Source organism: Cellulomonas sp., assembly GCF_035634735.1.
Taxonomy (GTDB): Bacteria; Actinomycetota; Actinomycetes; order Actinomycetales; family Cellulomonadaceae; genus Cellulomonas.
Genome location: NZ_DASQCJ010000084.1, coordinates 1 through 16,073, shown reverse-complemented (window position 1 = coordinate 16,073; position 16,073 = coordinate 1). Strand labels below are relative to the sequence as shown.

Here is a 16,073-nt window from a genome sequence, read left to right as displayed (position 1 = left end):
GTCCTTCGGTGGGACGGACCCGGCGCGCGGCGTGCGCCGGGGTCGTGCGGAGGGTCGGGCGCGGTCAGATGTCCAGGAACCGCACGTCGCGCGCGTTGCGCTGGATGAACGAGCGGCGGGACTCGACGTCCTCGCCCATGAGCACCGAGAAGATCTCGTCCGCCGCGGCCGCCTCGTCGAGCGTGACCTGCAGCAGGGTGCGGTGCTCCGGCGCCATGGTGGTCTCCCACAGCTCCGAGTAGTCCATCTCGCCCAGACCCTTGTACCGCTGGATGCCGTTGTCCTTGGGGATCCGCTTGCCGTTGGCCTGGCCGTCGGCGAGCACGGCGTCCCGCTCGCGGTCCGAGTACACGTAGTCGTGCGGCGCGTTCGACCACTTGATCCGGAACAGCGGCGGCTGCGCCATGTAGACGTGACCCTTGAGGATCAGCTCCGGCATGTACCGGTAGAGCAGCGTGAGCAGCAGCGTCCGGATGTGCTGGCCGTCGACGTCGGCGTCGGCCATGAGCACGATCTTGTGGTACCGCAGCTTGGAGAGGTCGAAGTCCTCGCCGATGCCGGTGCCGAACGCCGTGATCAGCGCCTGGACCTCGGCGTTGCCGAGCGCGCGGTCGAGCCGCGCCCGCTCGACGTTGAGGATCTTGCCGCGGATCGGGAGGATCGCCTGCGTCTGCGGGTTGCGGCCGCGCACGGCGGAGCCGCCGGCCGAGTCGCCCTCGACGATGAACACCTCGCACTCGGCGGGGTTGTTGGACTGGCAGTCCTTGAGCTTGCCGGGCATCGAGTTGGACTCGAGCAGGCCCTTGCGCCGGGTCGCCTCGCGCGCCTTGCGGGCCGCGAGCCGGGCCTGGGAGGCCTGGATCGCCTTGCGGATGACGTCGCGCGCCTCGTTCGGGTGCGAGTCGAGCCAGTCGCCGAACTGCTCGTTGACCACGCGCTGGACGAAGGTCTTGGCCTCCGTGTTGCCGAGCTTGGTCTTGGTCTGGCCCTCGAACTGCGGCTCGCCGAGCTTGATCGACACGACGGCGGTCAGGCCCTCGCGGATGTCGTCGCCGGTGAGGTTGTCGTCCTTCTCCTTGAGGATGCCCTTGTCGCGCGCGTAGCGGTTGACCAGCGAGGTCATCGCGGCGCGGAAGCCCTCCTCGTGCGTGCCGCCCTCGGTGGTCGAGATCGTGTTCGCGTAGGTGTGCACCGACTCCGAGTAGGCGCTGGTCCACTGCATCGCGACCTCGAGCGAGAGCTTGCGCTCGGTGTCCTCGGCCTCGAAGTCGATGACCTCGGGGTGCACCAGGTCGACCTTCTTGGCCGAGTTGAGGTGCTTCACGTAGTCGACGAGGCCGCCGTCGTACTTGTAGGTGACGGTGCGCGCGGCCGGCACGTCGGCGGCCGGGGTGTCGTCGCCCGCGACCTCGTCCTCGGTGTCGCCGTGCTGCGGACGCTCGTCGGTGAGCGAGATCTGCAGGCCCTTGTTGAGGAACGCCATCTGCTGGAACCGGGACCGCAGCGTCTCGAAGTCGAACTCGACCGTCTCGAAGATGCCGGGGTCCGCCCAGAACGTCTGCGACGTGCCGGTCTCGGTGGTCGCCTCGCCCTTGCGGAGCTCGCTGGCCGGCTTGCCGCCGTCGGCGAAGTCCATCTCCCAGGCGAAGCCGTCGCGCTTCACGACCGTCTGCACCCGGGTCGAGAGCGCGTTCACCACGGAGATGCCGACGCCGTGCAGGCCGCCCGACACCGCGTAGCCGCCGCCGCCGAACTTGCCGCCCGCGTGCAGGATCGTCATGACGACCTCGACGGTCGGCTTGCCCTCCGTGGGGTGGATCGCGACCGGGATGCCGCGGCCGTTGTCGACGACGCGCACGCCGCCGTCGGCCAGCAGCGTGACCTCGATGTGGTCGCAGTAACCGGCGAGGGCCTCGTCGACCGAGTTGTCGACGACCTCGTAGACGAGGTGGTGCAGGCCGCGCTCGCCGGTGGAGCCGATGTACATGCCGGGACGCTTGCGGACCGCCTCGAGGCCCTCGAGCACGGTGATCGCGGACGCGTCGTAGGCGGGAGTCCCGTTCACCGTCCCCCCGGGTGCGGAGGAGTCAGGTCCGGTGGAGGGGCTCAGATCAGCCACGGGCGGTGGTGCTCCTCAGTTCTCACACGCGGCGGAGGCGCCCGTCCTCCGGGCGGGAGGGCGGATCACTCCACGACGACGGAGATCGTGCGTCCTGGACCGGCGCAGACGCGCCAGAGATGTCGATTCCCAGTGTACCCGGCGCCGCGCCGGAAACCCCTGTTTACGGGTCCGCCTGTGGACCGCGTCCGGCGCGCCGTCGCGCGGGGCGGGCGCCGTCCGGTCAGCCCCAGGTGTCCCGGGGCCCCCGGCCCTTGACGGAACGGCGCCCCTTGCCGAACCCCGGGCCCTGCGGGCCGAGCACCCGGACGTCCTTGACCACGCCCTCGCCCACGTCCTCCGCCATCCGGCGCACCAGCTGCGGCGCGAGCATCTTGAGCTGCTGCGCCCACGCGGAGGAGTCGGTGCGGACCACCAGGACCCCCTCGGCGAACGTCTCCGGCGTGCAGTGGTCGGCGATCTGGTCGCCGACGACCTCGCGCCATCGGCCGACGACCCCGCCGACGGACACCTCCTGCACCCAGCCGCGGTCCCGGAACAGCGCGGCCATCGTCGCCGACACCGTCAGGGGGTCGCGGGGGTGCACGCCGGCGCCGCCGAGCTCGGCGGGGGACAGCGGCGAGCGGCCGCGGGGCGCCTGGCCCGGGCGGTAGCCCTTCGACCGGGCCACGGAGCGGAACCGGGCGAGCGACAGGCGCGCCATCTGGGCGGCGGGCGTGACCTCGAGCTGCTCGGACACGGGGACCGCGGGGTCGAACGACGCGGCGTCGCCGGCGTCCGGGCCCGGCGCGGGGGCGGCGTCGTCGGCACCCGGGCGGGAGGTGGCGTCCTCAGGCGACACGGGCGACCTCCGACGCCAGCACGTCGTAGCGGGAGCCGGCCAGCGCCTCGGGCACGTCGCCCGGGACCGCCGCCGTGACGAACACCTGCCGCGCGCCGGCCACCATGGCGGCCAGCCGCTCGCGCCGCTTCGCGTCGAGCTCGGCGAACACGTCGTCCAGCATGAGCACCGGCTCGCCGTCCGGGCCGGAGTCGGCGACCCAGAGCTGCGCCGCGTCCTCGGTGGTGCCGGCGCGCGGGCCGTGGGTCAGCAGCTCGTAGGACGCGAGTCGCAGCGCGAGGGCGACCGACCAGGACTCGCCGTGGCTCGCGTACCCCTTCGCGGGCAGGTCGCCGAGCGTCAGCACCAGGTCGTCGCGGTGCGGCCCAATCAGGCAGACCCCGCGCTCGAGCTCCTTGGGCCGGACCCGGGACAGCGCCTCGAGCATCTGCGCCTCGACGGCGCGGGCGGGCGTGGCGGAGTCGGCGCCGGGCTGGGCCGGTCCGGCGGCGGGTGGCAGCGTGTCCCGGTCGGCGTCCGCGCCGGCCAGCGCCGCGGCGAGCGACGACCGGTAGCCCACCTGCGCGGCGCCCTGGCCGTCGCTGACCCGCTCGTACGCGTCGGAGACGTACGGGTCGAGCGCGGCGACCACGGCCTGCCGGGCGACGATCACGTGCGCGCCGAGCTCGGCGAGCTTGGCGTCCCAGACGTCGAGGGTGCTGAGGTCGAGGTTCGACCGGGAGCCGCGGAACCCGGCCGCCGACTTGAGCAGGGCGGTCCGCTGCTTGACGACCCGGTCGTACTCGGAGAAGACCCCCGCGAGCCGGGGCGTCACCTGCACCGCGAGCTCGTCCACGAACCGCCGCCGGCCGTCCGGGTCGCCCTTGACCAGGGCCAGGTCCTCGGGCGCGAACAGCACCGAGCGCAGCGCGCCGACCACGTCGCGGGCCCGGGACGGGGCGCCGTTGAGCTTCACGCGGTTCGACCGGCCCGAGCCGAGCTGCGCCTCGATGACCAGCGCCCGCTCGGAGCCGTCGTCCTGCGCGCGCACGATGCGCGAGCGCACCACCGCCGCCGACGCCCCGGCTCGCACGAGCGGGGCGTCGGTCGGCACGCGGTGGCTGCTGAACGTCGAGACGTAGCCGATCGCCTCGACGAGGTTGGTCTTGCCCTGCCCGTTCGGCCCGACGAGCGCGGTGATCCCCGGCTCGAAGGTGAGGTCGACCTGGTGGTACGACCGGAAGTCCGTCAGGGACAGGTGCGAGACGTACATCGGCGGGGCGTCAGCCCTCCGAGCGCACGCCGGACGGGGCGTCGCCGGAGATCGGGGCGCCCGCGGCCTTCACCGCGTGGCCGCCGAACTGCTGGCGCAGCGCCGCGACCGCCTTCATCGCGGGGGACTGCTCCTGGCGGGACTGGAACCGGGCGAACAGCGCGGCCGTGATGACCGGCAGCGGCACGGCGGCCTCGATCGCCTCGTCCACGGTCCACCGGCCCTCGCCCGAGTCGGCGACCCAGTCGTCGATCGCCTCGAACGCCTGGTCCTCCTCGAGCGCCTTGACCAGGAGCTCGAGCAGCCAAGAGCGGACGACGGTGCCGCGCTGCCAGGCCTTCATGGTGCCGGCGACGTCGGTGACGATGTCCTTCGCGGCGAGCAGCTCGTAGCCCTCGGCGTACGCCTGCATGAGGCCGTACTCGATGCCGTTGTGCACCATCTTCGCGTAGTGGCCGGCGCCGACCTCGCCCGCGTGCACGAAGCCCTCCTCCCGCGGGCCCTCGGGACGCAGCGCGTCGAAGACCGGCATGACCCGCTCGACCTGGGCCTGGTCGCCGCCGACCATGAGGCCGTAGCCGTTGGCCAGGCCCCAGACGCCGCCGGAGACGCCGACGTCGACGAAGTGGACGCCCTTGGCGCCGAGCTGCTCGGCGTGGCCCCTGTCGTCGCCGAAGTACGAGTTGCCGCCGTCGATCACCAGGTCGCCCTCGGCCAGCAGGCCGCCGAGCTCCTCGATCACGGAGTGCGTGACGGCGCCCGCCGGGACCATGACCCACACGACGCGCTCGCCGGCGGGCAGCGCCTCGACGAGCTCGGCCAGCGACGCGACGTCGGAGACCTCGGGGTTCCGGTCGTAGCCGGTGACCTCGATCCCCGCGTTCCGCATCCGGTCGCGCATGTTCGCGCCCATCCTGCCCAGACCCACCAGGCCGATCCGCATCGCTCCACCTCTCCTCGCCCGACCGCCGCGGGGACGGCTTCGCGTCCCGCGGCGTCCTTGTCGCCCGCCATTCTCCTGCTGCGACGTGGGTGCTGACGACCGGTGGGCTCGTCTCGCAGGTCACACCCGGGTGCGCGCCGGCCGGGACCGGCGCGCCCCGGGGTCAGGACGCGAAGCGGATGGGGACCAGGAGGTAGCGGTACTCCTTGAGGTCCTCGCCCTCCAGCGACTCCTGGCCCGTGAACTCGACCGGCTTGTTCGGGTGCGTGAACGACAGGCGCACGAACGACGTCGTCAGGGCGCCCAGCCCGTCGAGCAGGAACTGCGGGTTGAACGCCACCGCGATGTCCTCGCCGACGAGCGTGGCCTCGAGCGCCTCGGACGCCTGCGCGTCGTCGCCCTGGCCGGCGTCGAGGACGACCTGGCCGTCGGTGAACGTCAGGCGGATCGGGGTGTTCCGCTCCGCGACGAGCGCGACGCGCTTGGCGGCGTCCGCCAGCAGCTGGGTGTTCACCACGGCGTGGATGGGGGACTCGTCCGGGAACAGCCGGCGCACGGCCGGGTAGTCGCCGTCGACGAGCAGGGACGTGGTGTGCCGGCCCCCGGCCTCGAAGCCGATGAGGTCGACGCCCTGGCCCGTGGCGAGGCCGACGTTGACCGAGCCGGAGGCGCCGAGGGACTTCGCGGCGTCCGAGAGGGTGCGCGCGCGCACCAGCGCGACCTCGGAGACGCCCGGGTCCGACGGGTGCCAGCGGAGCTCGCGCAGCGCGAGGCGGTAGCGGTCCGTCGCCAGCAGCGTGACCTTCTCGCCCTCGATCTCGACGCGGACGCCGGTCAGCAGGGGGAGGGTGTCGTCGCGGCTGGCGGCGACCGTCACCTGGGCGACCGCCCGGGTCATCTCGTCGCCGTCGACCGTGCCCGTGAGCGCCGGCATGGCCGGCAGCTGCGGGTAGTCCTCGACCGGCATCGTGAGCAGCGTGAACCGGCTGGCGCCGCAGGTGACGGACACCTTGGTGCCGTCGAGCTGCACGTCGACCGGCTTGTTCGGCAGCGCGCGGGAGATCTCGGCGAGGAGGCGGCCCGAGACCAGCACGGTGCCCGGCTCGCTCACGTCCGCGGGGATCTCGGAGCGCGCCGACACCTCGTAGTCGAAGGAGGCCAGGCGGAGCGTGCCGTCGGCCTCGGCCTCGATGCGGACGCCGGCGAGCACCGGGACCGGCGGGCGGGTGGGCAGGCTGCGAGCGATCCACGTGACGGCTTCTGCGAGGACGTCACGTTCGACGCGGAACTTCATGCCCCACCCTCTCGGTCTGGGGGATCGCGGGGATCCCGTGCGCGGTGCTGAACGACCCCGGCCGTGGGAGGGCAGGGGTCGCCCCGAACACTACGCGAGTGACCAGGGCTCCGGTACCGAAGCCGGGACGCCCTGTGGACGGGTCCGAGGGGCCCGGAACGTTCGCCTGGAGGGCACGAGAGCGGGGCGCCGGCGTCGCCGCCGGGCGGTCCGTCCGGGAGCACGCCGCGCACGACGGCGCTGGGCGAACGATTCCGGGCCCCGGAGGTCGTGCACAGGCCGTCCCGTCCTCGGCGTGCCGTCTCCCGGGGGCACGCCGGCTGGTCCGGTCGGTCACCGGTCACCGGTCGGCCCGGCAGGGCATTGACGGGCTGTGGATCTCTCTCCTAGGGATCGGTCGTCGTCATCGTCGCTTCTGTGCACTCTGGGGATTGCGGGTGTTCGCGCTGGTCAGGCCATCGAGACGCGTGTGCACGGCGGCTGTGGACCGGTTGGGGACGACGCGGCCGGACGTGGACAGTGCTCCAGGCGTCCTTCTCCGTCCACCGCGACCGCAGGATCCGTCCACACGAATCCTGGGGGTCGTCCACCGGTTTCCACAGACGTGTCCACAGGTGTGCACATTCGTCCCAGGCCTGATTCCTGCGCCCTGCGGGCACCAGAGCACGACGACCCGCCGCCGGCCGGTGCCGGGGCGGGTCGTCGGTGGTCCTGCGGGACGCCGGGCGGGGGTCAGCCGCGGCTCTCCTGCTTGATCCGGTTGGTCAGCTCGGTGACCTGGTTGAAGATCGAGCGGCGCTCGGCCATGAGCTCGCGGATCTTGCGGTTCGCGTGCATCACCGTGGTGTGGTCGCGGCCGCCGAACGCCTGGCCGATCTTGGGCAGCGACAGGTCGGTGAGCTCCCGGCACAGGTACATCGCGATCTGCCGGGCCGTCACCAGCACGCGGGACCGTGACGAGCCGCAGAGGTCCTCGATCGTCAGGCCGAAGTACGCCGCGGTCTGCCCGATGACGGCCGTGGCGGTGATGTCCGCCTGGTCGTCGTCGGTGATCAGGTCCTTGAGCACGATCTCCGCCAGCGAGAGGTCGACCTGCTGCCGGTTCAGGTTCGCGAACGCGGTGACCCGGATCAGCGCGCCCTCGAGCTCGCGGATGTTGGTCGAGATCTTCGACGCGATGTACTCGTGCACGTCGTCCGGCGCCTGGAGCTTGTCGTTGGCCGACTTCTTCCGGAGGATCGCGATGCGGGTCTCGAGGTCCGGCGGCTGGACGTCGGTGATGAGGCCCCACTCGAACCGGGAGCGCATCCGGTCCTCGAAGCCGTTGAGCTGCTTGGGCGGCAGGTCGGACGTCAGCACGATCTGCTTGTTGGCGTTGTGCAGGGTGTTGAACGTGTGGAAGAACTCCTCCATCGTCTGCTCCTTGCCCTGCAGGAACTGGATGTCGTCGATGAGGAGCACGTCCACCTCGCGGTAGCGGCGCTGGAACGCCCCCGCCTTGCCCTCCGAGATGGAGTTGATGAAGTCGTTGGTGAACTCCTCGGAGTTCACGTACCGCACGCGCACCGAGGGGTACAGGTTCCGGGCGTAGTGCCCGATCGCGTGCAGCAGGTGGGTCTTGCCCAGCCCCGAGTCGCCGTAGATGAACAGCGGGTTGTAGGCCTTGGCCGGCGCCTCGGCCACCGCGACCGCCGCGGCGTGCGCGAACCGGTTGGACGAGCCGATGACGAAGGTCTCGAACAGGTACTTCGGGTTCAGCCGCGCGGGCTCGACGCTCGGGGTGGGCCCGGCGGGCTCGCGGCGGAACGGCTCGGCGCGGGCCGGCTCGACCTGCGCCGACTCGCCGGTGCTCGGGTGGCCGGTGGCGGCGTGCGCCACGACCGGGGTCGCGCCGGACTCGGGCCCGCGGGCCGGCGGCGCCGTCGCGAGCCCGGGCGCGCCGGTCTCGAGCGACGGGTCGACCGTGATCGCGAACCGGGCCTCCCGGCCCAGCGCCGCGGCCAGGGCGTCCGAGACCTCCTGGCGGACCCGGGTCTCCAGGTAGTCCTTGGTGAGGTCGTTGCCGACCGCGAGCAGCATCGTCCCGTCGAGCAGGCCGAGCGGCTTGGCCAGGCGCACGAAGGCGAGCTGGCGCGGCGTGATGTCGGGGCTCACCTCGAGCTGCGCCATCGCGGCCGACCAGACCTGCGTGAGCTGATCGTCCTGTCCTGACACCTGTACCTCGCTGCCGTCGTGAGTCGCGTGGTCGAGTGTCGCACGCCCCGGTGACGTGTCCACAGACTTGTCCACACCTGTGCGTGACGGTGGATCACGCCGGATCCTGGGCTCGCCGTGGCGTGACCGGTCCTCTGGTGCGGCGTCGTCCACAGGCTCGGCCGGCTCTGTCCACGGGGTGGGGACCGGGTCGCCGCGGAACGCGTCGGGGGACGATGCTAGTGGCCGACCGGGGCGCGCGGGAGAGGGGTCGCCCTGCCGGAGCGGGGCCGCGGGCCTCGCGGTTTGACCCCTGCGCGCGGGCGACGTAACGTTGACCAGCCTTGAGATGGCTCCTGCTGGCGTGCCCCGACGTCGGCCGCGTCGATGACGTGGGTACCTGGAGCAGTCGAGCACGGGCACCGAGACCTGGCCGGACGTCGGCCGATGTAGCGAAGTACTTGGAGACCATCGTGAGCAAGCGGACCTTCCAGCCGAACAACCGGCGTCGCGCCAAGACCCACGGCTTCCGTCTGCGCATGCGGACGCGTGCCGGCCGCGCGATCCTCGCCGCCCGCCGGCGCAAGGGTCGCGCCGAGCTGTCGGCCTGACCCACCCGACGCGGTGCTGCCCGCCGCGCACCGGATGCGCCGGTCCGCCGACTTCGAGCGGGCCGTGCGCCGCGGTGCGCGCGCCGGGCGCAACACGCTGGTGGTGCACCTCGTGACGCGAACCGACCCCGGACCTGGTCCGGCGGTCGGTTTCGTCGTGTCCAAGGGCGTGGGCAACGCCGTGACCCGCAACCGGGTCAAGCGGCGGCTCCGGGCCCTGGCCACCGAGCGTCTCGGCACGCTGCCCGCGGACGCCGACCTGGTGGTGCGCGCGCTCGCGCCCGCCGCCGAGGCCGACTACGCCACGCTCGGGGCCGAGCTCGACGGGGCGCTGCGGACCGCGTCCCGCCGGCGAGCGGAACGGACCGCGCCCGGCGCAGGTGCGTCCCGATGACCGCCGAGCGGGGCGAGTCCGGCGCCGTGGCCCGCGCGCTCCGCGCGACCGTGCGGCTGCCGCGCCGCGCGCTCGTCCTGCTGATCCGCGGGTACCAGCGTTTCCTGTCCCCGCTCACCCCGCCGACGTGCCGGTTCTACCCGTCGTGCTCCGCGTACGCCGTGATCGCCCTCGAGCGGCACGGCGTCGTCCGGGGCACGCGGCTGGCCGTCTGGCGGATCCTGCGCTGCAACCCGTGGAACCCGGGCGGCGTCGACGACGTTCCACCGGCGGGGTCGCACCGTCGACACCCGCACGGCGCGGTCGCCTCCGCGCACTGATCACCTGGAGAGTTCCCCGATGAGCTGGTTCGACGGCCTGCTGTACCCGATCATGGTCGCTGTCGCCTGGATCATGGTCCAGTTCCACTCGCTGCTGACGTGGCTGGGCCTCGACCCCGCCGGCGGCGCCGCGTGGGGCTTCTCGATCGTCGGCCTCGTGATCGTGATGCGGATCATCCTGATCCCGCTGTTCTTCAAGCAGATCAAGGCGTCCCGCGGCATGCAGATGCTCGCGCCGGACATGAAGAAGATCCAGGCGAAGTACAAGGGCAAGACCGACCCGGCGTCCCGCGAGGCCATGAGCCGCGAGACCATGGAGCTCTACCGCAAGCACGGCACGAACCCCTTCTCGTCCTGCCTGCCGATCCTGGCCCAGTCGCCGATCTTCTTCGCCCTGTTCCGGGTGCTCAACTCGCTGCCGCAGCTCGCGAACGGCACGTACCCACGGCCGAACCTCGGCCCGCTGACCCAGGACCTCGCCGCCCAGGCGGAGAGCGCCACGATCCTCGGCGCCCCGCTGTCGGCGACGTTCATGAACGCGGCCCAGTTCGGCGACGCGGCCTCGAACGTCCGCTGGGTCACGGTCATCCTCGTCGTCGCGATGTCGGCGACCACGTTCCTCACGCAGCGCCAGCTCACGATGAAGAACATGCCGCCGGCCGCCCTCGAGGGCCCGATGGCGCAGCAGCAGAAGATGCTCATGTACGTCTTCCCGCTGATCTTCGCCTTCTCCGGCGTGAACTTCCCGATCGGTGTCCTCATCTACTGGACCACGACCAACCTGTGGTCGATGGGCCAGCAGTTCTACACGATCCGCCGGATGCCGGCGCCGGGGTCGCAGGCCGAGGCCGCGCTCAAGGCCCGCCAGGCGAAGAAGGCCTCGCACAAGGGCCTGAGCATCGAGGAGTCCGACACCCTCACCATCGAGGAGAAGCCGGTCAGCGGGCAGCGGCAGCAGCCCGTGGGCAAGGCGCGCGCGAAGAAGCAGCGGCCCGCCGGCGCGCCGGGTGCTGCGACCGGGTCCGGCACGGGCGCGGCCTCGGGCGCGACGGGCGGTGCGGCGAAGGCTGCCGCGTCCGGCTCCGGCAGCGCGGCCGGTGCCAAGGGCGGTGCGGGTAAGGCCTCCGGTGCCGGGTCGTCCGGGTCGGGCGCCGCGCAGGGCGGCAAGCCCGCCGGCGGCGCGGGCTCCGGCCAGGCGTCCGCGGGCAAGAAGAAGCGGAGCGGCACCGGCCAGGGCGCCGGCGGCTCGGCGCAGAGCCGGCCCGGCTCGACCCCGTCGGGCAGCGCGACCGACGACTGAGACCTCCGCGCCCCGGCGCGACCCCGACCCTCCCAGCAAGGAGAGCCCCACATGACGACTCCCACCGACGCAGCCGGTGAGGCCGGCGCCGTGACCCGCCTCGAGGAGGAGGGCGAGATCGCGGCCGACTACCTCGAGGAGCTGCTCGACATCGCCGACCTGGACGGCGACATCGACATCGACGTCGACCACGGCCGCGCGGCCGTCGAGATCGTGGCGGAGGAGGGCACCGAGCGCGCCCTCCGGAAGCTGGTCGGCGAGGACGGCGAGGTGCTCGACGCCCTGCAGGAGCTGACCCGGCTCGCGGTCCAGGCGAAGACCGGCGACCGCAGCCGGCTGATGCTGGACATCGCGGGGTACCGGGCCGGTCGCAAGACCGAGCTCGTGAAGGTGGCCGAGGAGGCGATCGCGCAGGTGCGGTCGTCCGGCGCCGACGTGTCGCTCGACCCGATGAACCCGTTCGAGCGCAAGGTCGTGCACGACGCCGTCGCGGCCGCCGGGCTGACCTCCGACTCGGAGGGTGTCGAGCCGGCGCGGTACGTGGTGGTCAAGCCTGCGAGCTGAGGTTCGTTTCGCGGTTCGGCAGGAGCCGACGAGAGGCCGGTCCCGGATGGGGCCGGCCTCTCGTGCTGTCGGGGAGTCGGATCTCAGGGGCTCTGGGAGAAGTCGTTTCGTGGCGAACGAACGGCGGAAAGGCAATAGGCGTGCGGATACTGCCACACGGCTCCCTGGTCGCCGACGGGGGCGCTCGCGCCGTGGAGTGCATGGGCGCGGTCGGGGCGGCCGCCGTGCGCGTGCGCGGGCGCAGATGTCGCGTCGCGCGCGGTGCTCGTCGGCCGAGGCTCGGTCTTCCGCCGGGTGGGGTCCGTGGGACGCCCGCGGCCGAGGAGACGACTGGCACTCGGTGTCGGTCGCAGGACCCGGCTCGCCTGGGGCTGAGTGCGCGAGTGTGCGCGGGTGCGCGGGTGCGCGGGAAGGAACGGTCACCACCACGGTGGGCACATCGATCGGGGTGTCTGACGAGGGTGGCGCCCGTGGCGTACGGGGCCTCGCCATGTCGGTCCACGGGCCCGACTCTGGCCCGGCTCAGGCGGGCTGGGATGCGAGGTGAGCTGCTTCCCGGGTAGGTCCTGGTGCGGGTGCGGGTGCGGGTTGCGGCGCGGGGGAGACGTCGTTGTACGTGGAACGGCGGGGCCCAGGGCGGCGGGCGCCGGCCGGTCGGGTCACCGGGCGGTCGGTGTCCCACGGGGGACGCGCCGCAGCACCCGCGCCATGCACGCGCCCCGGGCGGCGTCGCCGGCGGCCCGCACGTCGGTCCCGATCGTGGACCTGCTGGCCTCGGCACCACACCGCAGGCGCTGTGTGCCCGCGTTGCCCGGAGGTGCGCGTCGTTGCACGTGGAACGGGCATCCGGGTCACGCACGGATGCCAGCCGGGACGTCGATGGCGGGCGGCATTGGAGGCACCGGTAGCGGACATTCTGCCCCCGGCCCGCCATCGCGGCTGAAGGGGCGCGTCGGCGCCGCACGCGCGGGCTGCCTCGTTTCACGTGGAACTGCATCCGGACCACCGACGGACACGATTCCCGCGCGACTGCCGAACGAACTCCGGGCGCACGCTCGGCGGCTGCGGTGCCCGGGGGAGGGACGCGTCCGGCGCACCGCGACTCGACTCCGGCCCGGGGACGGCGCAGTCATGCCCGACTCGGCCCCGCGGAAGAGTCCTGCGTCGCGCCAGGTCCGGCACTGCGGAGGAGTCCGACGTCGTGCACGGCCCGGCCGCGGGGGAGTGGTCGAGATGGTCGGCGCGTGCGGCGGCGCCTCCTCTCATGAGCGTCGGCGCGTCCCCAGATCGGTGGTGGGACGCGTCCCGAGGATCGCGACGCGTTGGCTTCGACGCTCGCCCGGCCCGGTAGGGATGGGAGTTCCCGCCGCCCCGGTAGGACCGTCCAGGCCGACTCGCTGGCTCCCCGTCGAAGGCGCCCTCTCACAGCTCGCGGCGGGAGGACCGTGGCGGCTCAGGTGTGCATGGCGCGCGTGCTCCGCCTGGGCGTGGCACCGCGACCGCGCAGCGTACCCGTCTGCGGCCTGGTGACGTGGCCGCGGACATCACCCGCTTCCGACGCCCCGGTGCCAGGTGGAGCGGCCGCCGGCGCTGGTCCGCGTCGTCGACGGCCTCTGCCTGGAGGCGCGACGCGTGCTCCGCCCGTGCGTGGCGCGACGGCCGGCCGGGTCGCCAGCTCAAGGCGATCCAGTTGCGCGTGGAACACGTGCTGTCTCCGGTCGGCCTGGCGCGCGCCGGGAAACGAGCCGCGAGTGTCGGGCGTGCAGCGCGGGTGCGGCGCCACAGATGGGCATCCCGAGCGCGGCGCTACAGATCGGCGTCCCGGGCGCGGCGCCACAGAAGGGCGTGTCGCCCGGGCGCGGCATCCCGAGCGCCCGTGGCGCGCGCAACCGTCGACTCCGTTCCACGTGGAACAGCCGCTACGCACGATCGGGGCGAGACCGCCCCTCCATGCAGCGCCGTGATGCGCCGTGCCCATGCGCGCAGATCGCGCCCGGAGCGCGCCGCCCCGGTCCCGCCCGACCGCCGCACCCGCGCCGCTCCGTCCCATGAGGAACGGGCGCGCGCGTCCACCGGCGGATAGGGCGCCCCTCCGCGCGCGCCTAGTTCCACGGTGAACGCGCGCCGCGCAGATCGGGGCACATCCGCGCCCTCCGAACGCGCAGTTCCACGTGGAACGGTGCTCTCGCGGGTGGGTGGACAAGCCGCGCCTGTCCGAGCGGCCAGTACCTCGTGGAACACGTGCTCCCGTCGATCACCGAGCCAGCTACGCCGGCCTGTTCCACGTGGAACGCGTGCACCTGTCGATCGACGGACCAGTCACGCCGGTGTGTTCCACGTGGAACGCGTGCGCCTGTCGACCGCGGACGAGCCGCGCCTGGCCGTTCTGCCTGGAACCCGCGCTCCCGTCGATCGACGTGCAAGCCGCGCCCCTCGATGCGCCCGGCGCTGTGGGGGTTCCGGCGAGCGCATCGCCTCGACGGGATGGCCTCGGGAGACAACCCGGCGCAGCGCCCGGGCCGTCGCCCAGTCACGTCGTCCCCGGCGTGCCCGTTCCACGTGGAACCCACCGCGCCACACCCCCGCGTGCGGCGGCCGCGTCGGAGCCGCGCGGTACCGTAGACGCATCACGTGCGCACCGGTTCCGAGCCGGCCCACCGCGCACCACCCGATCCCGAGACCAGGGGAGTGCTGTGCGGCCTGAGTCCGCCCCCGCGCGCGACGACGAGCGCCCCGACGCGCCCGCCGACCCGCTGGACGGCGACCCCCGCCTGCCCGAGCACTTCGGCCGGGCCTGGCCGGCCGTGCACGGGTTCCACGACATGCTGCGTGACCAGGGCGTTCTCCGTGGGCTGGTCGGCCCGCGCGAGCTCGCTCGGCTGTGGGAGCGCCACGTGGTCAACTCGGCGGCCGTGGTGCCCTTCCTCCCGGAGACCGGGACGATCGTGGACGTCGGCAGCGGGGCCGGGCTGCCGGGGATCGTGGTGGCCGCGATGCGCCCGGACGCCGAGGTCGTGCTCCTGGAGCCGATGGAGCGCCGGACCGACTGGCTGACGGAGGTCGTGCAGACTCTCGGCCTGTCGAACGCGCGCGTCGTCCGCGGGCGCGCCGAGGACCAGGTCGGGACGCTGCGTGCGGACGCCGTCACGGCCCGCGCCGTGGCGGCGCTGGACAAGCTGTACCCCTGGACGCTGCCGCTGCTGGCCGTCGGTGGGCGCCTGGTCGCGCTCAAGGGCGGCCGGGCGCGGGACGAGGCCGACGCCGCGGTCGCGGTGGGGGAGCGGTTCGGCGGCGGCCCGGCCACCATCGAGGTCGCGCCGACGCTGCCCGGGCTGGAGCCGACCAGCGTGGTGCTCGTGACGCGGACGAGCGTCGGGACGGCGCCGACGACCGCGCCCCAGGCCGCTCGTGTTTCACGTGGAACGGAGGGCCGGTCGCGCCGACCGCGCCGCTCGACGAAGGGACAGGGCGCGTGACGACGAACCCGAGCCGCTGGGAGATCGAGGACCCGGACGAGCGGCGCCGCGCCGCGCTGGTCGAGAGCCTGCCGCCCGCGGACGAGGACACCCCGCTGATGGCGGAGCTGCGCCAGGACGCGCGGCGCCGGATCGAGCTGCGCGGGCGCACGTTCCCGCGGCCGGACCGGACGCGGGTCATCACCGTCGCCAACCAGAAGGGCGGCGTGGGCAAGACCACGACCACGGTGAACCTCGCGGCGGCGCTGGCGCAGTCCGGCCTGCACGTCCTCGTGATCGACAACGACCCGCAGGGGAACGCGTCGACCGCGCTCGGCGTCGACCACCGCGCGGGCGTGACCTCGGTGTACGACGTGCTGGTGGACGGGACGCCGCTCGCCGACGCGGTGTACCCCAGCCCCGACGTGCCGAACCTCTGGTGCGCGCCGGCGACGATCGACCTCTCGGGCGCCGAGATCGAGCTGGTCTCGATGGTGGCGCGCGAGACGCGGCTGCGGAACGCGGTGCACGCGTACCTGGAGGAGCGGGAGCGCCGGGGCGAGCCCCGGATCGACTACGTGCTCGTGGACTGCCCGCCCAGCCTGGGGCTGCTCACGGTCAACGCTTTCGTCGTCGGCGACGAGGTGCTCATCCCGATCCAGTGCGAGTACTACGCGCTGGAGGGCCTGAGCCAGCTGCTCAAGTCGATCGAGCTGATCCAGGCGCACCTCAACCGCGGCCTGCACGTGTCGACGATCCTGCTCACCATGTACGACGGCCGGACCAA

Annotated in this window: 12 protein-coding genes and 1 pseudogene; 7 read left to right on the top strand and 6 right to left on the bottom strand. The window is 73.2% G+C overall.

Annotated elements, in window-relative coordinates; all coding sequences use genetic code 11:
- Nucleotides 1–64: 64 nt before the first annotated feature.
- From gyrB to dnaA, 6 genes and pseudogenes are all read right to left on the bottom strand, one after another.
- Entirely contained in the window at nt 65–2,065 is a 2,001-nt protein-coding gene (gene gyrB / locus VER05_RS07765; RefSeq protein ID WP_324844802.1) for a DNA topoisomerase (ATP-hydrolyzing) subunit B, read from the bottom strand.
- A 277-nt stretch (nt 2,066–2,342) separates the two neighbouring features.
- Nucleotides 2,343–2,960: a DUF721 domain-containing protein gene (locus VER05_RS07760; protein WP_324844801.1), complete on the bottom strand. Its 618-nt coding sequence runs from the start codon at nt 2,958–2,960 to the stop codon at nt 2,343–2,345.
- Nucleotides 2,950–4,212, bottom strand: a complete 1,263-nt coding sequence (gene recF, locus VER05_RS07755) for a DNA replication/repair protein RecF (RefSeq protein WP_324844800.1) — start codon at nt 4,210–4,212, stop codon at nt 2,950–2,952. The genes VER05_RS07760 and recF overlap by 11 nt, the downstream gene beginning before the upstream one ends.
- A gap of 10 nt (nt 4,213–4,222) precedes the next feature.
- Nucleotides 4,223–5,185: pseudogene (gene gnd, locus VER05_RS07750) on the bottom strand (phosphogluconate dehydrogenase (NAD(+)-dependent, decarboxylating)); the annotation flags it as partial.
- Between the two features lie 133 nt (nt 5,186–5,318).
- Nucleotides 5,319–6,449, bottom strand: a complete 1,131-nt coding sequence (gene dnaN, locus VER05_RS07745; RefSeq protein WP_324844799.1) for a DNA polymerase III subunit beta — start codon at nt 6,447–6,449, stop codon at nt 5,319–5,321.
- Between the two features lie 732 nt (nt 6,450–7,181).
- Complete coding sequence (gene dnaA / locus VER05_RS07740) at nt 7,182–8,618, bottom strand: chromosomal replication initiator protein DnaA (protein WP_324844819.1); 1,437 nt, start codon at nt 8,616–8,618, stop codon at nt 7,182–7,184.
- Nucleotides 8,619–9,115: 497 nt separating this feature from the next.
- Between dnaA and rpmH the strand changes: the two genes are divergently transcribed.
- From rpmH to VER05_RS07705, 7 genes are all read left to right on the top strand, one after another.
- A complete protein-coding gene (gene rpmH / locus VER05_RS07735) occupies nt 9,116–9,253 on the top strand; it encodes a 50S ribosomal protein L34 (RefSeq protein WP_010849920.1) in 138 nt (45 codons plus the stop codon).
- A 13-nt stretch (nt 9,254–9,266) separates the two neighbouring features.
- Complete coding sequence (rnpA, locus tag VER05_RS07730) at nt 9,267–9,647, top strand: ribonuclease P protein component (RefSeq protein ID WP_324844798.1); 381 nt, start codon at nt 9,267–9,269, stop codon at nt 9,645–9,647.
- Complete coding sequence (yidD, locus tag VER05_RS07725; protein ID WP_324844797.1) at nt 9,644–9,967, top strand: membrane protein insertion efficiency factor YidD; 324 nt, start codon at nt 9,644–9,646, stop codon at nt 9,965–9,967. The genes rnpA and yidD overlap by 4 nt, the downstream gene beginning before the upstream one ends.
- Before the next feature lie 19 nt (nt 9,968–9,986).
- Nucleotides 9,987–11,267, top strand: coding sequence for a membrane protein insertase YidC (gene yidC / locus VER05_RS07720; RefSeq protein WP_324844796.1), 1,281 nt, complete (start codon nt 9,987–9,989; stop codon nt 11,265–11,267).
- 51 nt (nt 11,268–11,318) lie between these two features.
- The gene (locus VER05_RS07715) at nt 11,319–11,831 is read left to right on the top strand and encodes a protein jag (protein ID WP_324844795.1); all 513 of its coding nucleotides are present in this window, start codon (nt 11,319–11,321) and stop codon (nt 11,829–11,831) included.
- A 2,693-nt stretch (nt 11,832–14,524) separates the two neighbouring features.
- Complete coding sequence (rsmG, locus tag VER05_RS07710; RefSeq protein WP_324844794.1) at nt 14,525–15,307, top strand: 16S rRNA (guanine(527)-N(7))-methyltransferase RsmG; 783 nt, start codon at nt 14,525–14,527, stop codon at nt 15,305–15,307.
- Nucleotides 15,304–16,073 (top strand): AAA family ATPase (locus VER05_RS07705; RefSeq protein ID WP_414647582.1); only part of this gene is annotated, 770 nt, incomplete at its 3' end. The genes rsmG and VER05_RS07705, both read left to right, overlap by 4 nt.

Bases quoted from the DNA above. Each gene is read 5' to 3' on its own strand.
- recF (WP_324844800.1), bottom strand. From the start codon at position 4,212: ATGTACGTCTCGCACCTGTCCCTGACGGACTTCCGGTCGTACCACCAG.
- dnaA (WP_324844819.1), bottom strand. From the start codon at position 8,618: ATGGCGCAGCTCGAGGTGAGCCCCGACATCACGCCGCGCCAGCTCGCC.
- yidC (WP_324844796.1), top strand. From the start codon at position 9,987: ATGAGCTGGTTCGACGGCCTGCTGTACCCGATCATGGTCGCTGTCGCC.
- yidD (WP_324844797.1), top strand. From the start codon at position 9,644: ATGACCGCCGAGCGGGGCGAGTCCGGCGCCGTGGCCCGCGCGCTCCGC.
- VER05_RS07715 (WP_324844795.1), top strand. From the start codon at position 11,319: ATGACGACTCCCACCGACGCAGCCGGTGAGGCCGGCGCCGTGACCCGC.
- dnaN (WP_324844799.1), bottom strand. From the start codon at position 6,449: ATGAAGTTCCGCGTCGAACGTGACGTCCTCGCAGAAGCCGTCACGTGG.